This window comes from Endozoicomonas sp. ONNA2 (assembly GCF_024606365.1).
In the GTDB taxonomy this organism is placed as follows: Bacteria; Pseudomonadota; Gammaproteobacteria; order Pseudomonadales; family Endozoicomonadaceae; genus Endozoicomonas.
In genome coordinates this window covers 1-3,099 of record NZ_JAHHPO010000082.1, presented here as the reverse complement: position 1 = coordinate 3,099, position 3,099 = coordinate 1, and the positions used below count along the sequence as shown (strand labels likewise).

Annotated in this window: 4 protein-coding genes; all 4 read left to right on the top strand. The window is 44.5% G+C overall.

Annotation, left to right across the window (positions count from 1 at the left end; all coding sequences use genetic code 11):
* Positions 1-47 precede the first annotated feature (47 nt).
* Positions 48-323, top strand: coding sequence for a hypothetical protein (locus KDK14_RS01510; RefSeq protein WP_257263248.1), 276 nt, complete (start codon positions 48-50; stop codon positions 321-323).
* A gap of 217 nt (positions 324-540) precedes the next feature.
* A complete protein-coding gene (locus KDK14_RS01505) occupies positions 541-1,488 on the top strand; it encodes a C2H2-type zinc finger protein (RefSeq protein ID WP_257263247.1) in 948 nt (315 codons plus the stop codon).
* Between the two features lie 241 nt (positions 1,489-1,729).
* Positions 1,730-2,344, top strand: coding sequence for an RING finger domain-containing protein (locus KDK14_RS01500; RefSeq protein ID WP_257263246.1), 615 nt, complete (start codon positions 1,730-1,732; stop codon positions 2,342-2,344).
* Between the two features lie 122 nt (positions 2,345-2,466).
* The gene (locus KDK14_RS01495) at positions 2,467-3,045 is read left to right on the top strand and encodes a YbhB/YbcL family Raf kinase inhibitor-like protein (protein WP_257263245.1); all 579 of its coding nucleotides are present in this window, start codon (positions 2,467-2,469) and stop codon (positions 3,043-3,045) included.
* Positions 3,046-3,099: the final 54 nt, after the last annotated feature.

The following is a 3,099-nucleotide window of genomic DNA, read 5'->3' as shown; positions in this document are numbered from 1 at the left end:
ATGCATAACCTCTGTAACCAGAGGGTTGCCACAGAAATACCTTTGAAATGAATCACAGTTCAGTGGCACGGTGTAAAGTAACCAAACAGAGAACGCCACGGATGGCCTTTAAGCACCTGAATTCTGAACAGAGGCAGTATATCGAAATCGAGCTGAAAAATGGGACTTCTCAAAATAAAATTATTGCAAAAAAAACCCGGGCGTTCACAGAACTCTCTGTCACGGGAGTCAGGACACAACAAGGGGCTGCGTGGTTACAGGCACCAGCAGGTTCATCGTATGACCCAACAGCGACACCAGAAAAAACAGGGCTGTCAAGCTGACGGAAGATAGGCGAGCCTTTGCTCATAGCGTCGGGTGTAACGGGGACTGCCGGATTTATTACCGTCCGATGTGATGAACAGATCGGTTAAACCTGAATCAATGCCTACTGTTCAGATATCATCTACCAAACTGGCACGGTAAAAAATTGTGAACTTTTTTAGAAGTTGGTGGCCATAGTTGATAGCACAGAAGCTATTTTAAGATCGTGGTGAAATAATGGATAACAAAGGTTTTTCGTATTTAGTTTTGCAAAATTCTACTTTAGATTCGACTGGATACCCAGAACACCAGCATGAGCAAAGTGCTGACAACAATCAACAAGCCGTTTTTTCCGGTAGATTGACTGCACTCACATCGCCTGCCCAACTGGGTCCTAACCAACCTGAGATGCCTCTGCCTATTTACGGTGAGCACGTTGCTCGTCAACAGCCGTTGACTGACTTTTGCATCACAACAAACACTGCGGTTCAGCCTTATAATGCCGCACTAAAAGCTCCTGAAAATCCTTTTTCAGCGACTGTGAATGCCGATGATCCGACGACAGCTACTCAGCAGTTGAATATTGGCAGTACCGGGAGTCTGCCATGGGAAGATGTGGACCCTTTTGTGGCACTTGCTAACTATCAGCCACTCTCTTTTGGCGAGAGCAGTTTTGAACAGGGCAGTTTTGAACAGAATAGTGCACTACCACGGTCTGCTACTCATCAAAATTCAGATTATGGCCTAAAACTATTGGCTGATGTTGTATTGGCTGATGCTAACAGGTTGCTCCATGAAGCTGGTGCTGCAACAGAGATTCCATTACAACCCCCTGGAAAGAAGATACGGAGGAGAAGGAATTCTTTACCTGAAGGTTGGATTATATATACAAACTCAAAAGAGAGGCCGTATCAATGTGGTTTTCCAAATTGTAACAAAGTATTTAAAAAAACAACGCATTTAAAAGCTCATATATTTTCTCATACAAGGATATCAAATTACCGATGTACTTATGCTGAGTGTGGTGATAACACTTATTTTTATGACAAATCACAGTTTGATAGGCACATTATTGCAAGACACAGCGAAGAAAAGCCTTTTCACTGTGAGTTTTGTGACCACAAAACTAAACGAAAAGATAATTTAAGAAGTCATTTGCTAAACCGGCACGGTATAAAAATGTGAACTTTTGCAGAAACTGGTAGCCATAATCTTGAAAAATAGAAAAAATAGAACAGCCAACTACCTTTCAAAAAATAGCTTTTCAAAAAATAGCTTTTCAAAAAATAGCGATCAGGTCTCTGGATGCTGCTATTACTGGTAATGGGCAGCTCGTTAAATGGAACTGATTGTGCGATCAGTCAGTTTATACGAAAGCAAACTTCCTCCTACTTATTTAGCAATGAAGAGAAATGGAGTTTAATTTATGACAATGGGTGTTGCGGATGGATGTCAAATATGTCTCGGGTCTTTTAATGCAAAAGATAATGAAGATCTTCGATGTGATAATAAAAAAGTTGTTCTACCGTGCCATGAATCTCATGTTTTTGGCAGAGAATGTCTTGCTAAATGGTTTGACCAATCCAAGACTTGTCCCAGTTGCAGGTTTGCAGTGCCGTCATATATTCTTGAGAGCTTGCCTCCTCCTCGTTCATTGCGTGAACGGGTAATCAGAAAATTATCTCAAATTGCTACTAATGCTTTTATTGGTGCTGTTGGCTCTGCTCTTATTGCGGCAACTGTTATTGGTACCTCTGGCATTATTAATATTAGAACCGGTTTGGCAGGGACTGATGATGTTGTGACTGCTTTGGCTGCTGGTGTAGGTACAGCTACGGTATCTGGCGCTGTTTTTGGAGCGGGAAATAGCGTAGCTGAATTACAACCTTACGGGTTTACAGGTTCGGTTATTGGCTTCGCCTGTGGCTTTATAGCTTTTTTAATTGATGGCTACCTTCCTGCCAGTCATTTCGCTGGTTTTACCGCTGGTGCATTCGTTGGCGGAGTCTGGCCTCCTCCTTCTATTAATTTTGATGATTAATTTAAGTGGTGATCTCTACAGCAAAAATATCAGCCATTTTGCCTGAAAACAGCAGAAAACTTTGGGCAACTTCCATTATCCACAGCTAATCTTCCACAGGAACCATTACCCGGGGTTGAAAGATGAAACGTGCAGTTACTCTTGTTGCTACAGGGATACTGGCCAGCAGCCTTGCTAATGCGGGTATGGGCAAAAAGCCCGACTCAGGCATCATGACGTTGATGAGTAACCAGGTAACCAACGGCAAATCCTTTCAGAGTCAGCAGATTTACCACCAGTGGGGCTGCACCGGTGAAAACCTGTCGCCTGAACTGAAGTGGAGCAACATGCCCAAAGGCACGAAAAGCTTTGCCGTGACCATGTACGACCCCGATGTACCCACGGGCAGTGGTTGGTGGCATTGGGTGGTGATCAATATTCCCGGCAATGTTACAGGCTTGCCGTTAAACGCGGGTATGGCCGGTGGCAATAATCTGCCCACCGGGGCCAGCATGCTGACAAATGATTATGGATTCAAAGGCTATGGTGGCCCTTGCCCGCCACCAAACTCTGAACCACACGACTATCGTATTACCGTTTACGCTCTGGATATCCCTGACCTGGATGAAAACAGTAGCGCAACACCAGCAATGGCCGTCTTTTACATTCTGCAGCACACATTGGCCAAGGTAGTACTGACGGCGCCCACCAATGCCCGATGACCAGGAGGCTGTCCGAGAATAGACTGCCCTGCGCGGCAACTGCTCCTGCGTTGC

Excerpts from the sequence above, each read along its gene's own strand:
- KDK14_RS01510 (WP_257263248.1), top strand. The coding sequence starts at position 48 with ATGAATCACAGTTCAGTGGCACGGTGTAAAGTAACCAAACAGAGAACG.
- KDK14_RS01505 (WP_257263247.1), top strand. The coding sequence starts at position 541 with ATGGATAACAAAGGTTTTTCGTATTTAGTTTTGCAAAATTCTACTTTA.
- KDK14_RS01500 (WP_257263246.1), top strand. The coding sequence starts at position 1,730 with ATGACAATGGGTGTTGCGGATGGATGTCAAATATGTCTCGGGTCTTTT.
- KDK14_RS01495 (WP_257263245.1), top strand. The coding sequence starts at position 2,467 with ATGAAACGTGCAGTTACTCTTGTTGCTACAGGGATACTGGCCAGCAGC.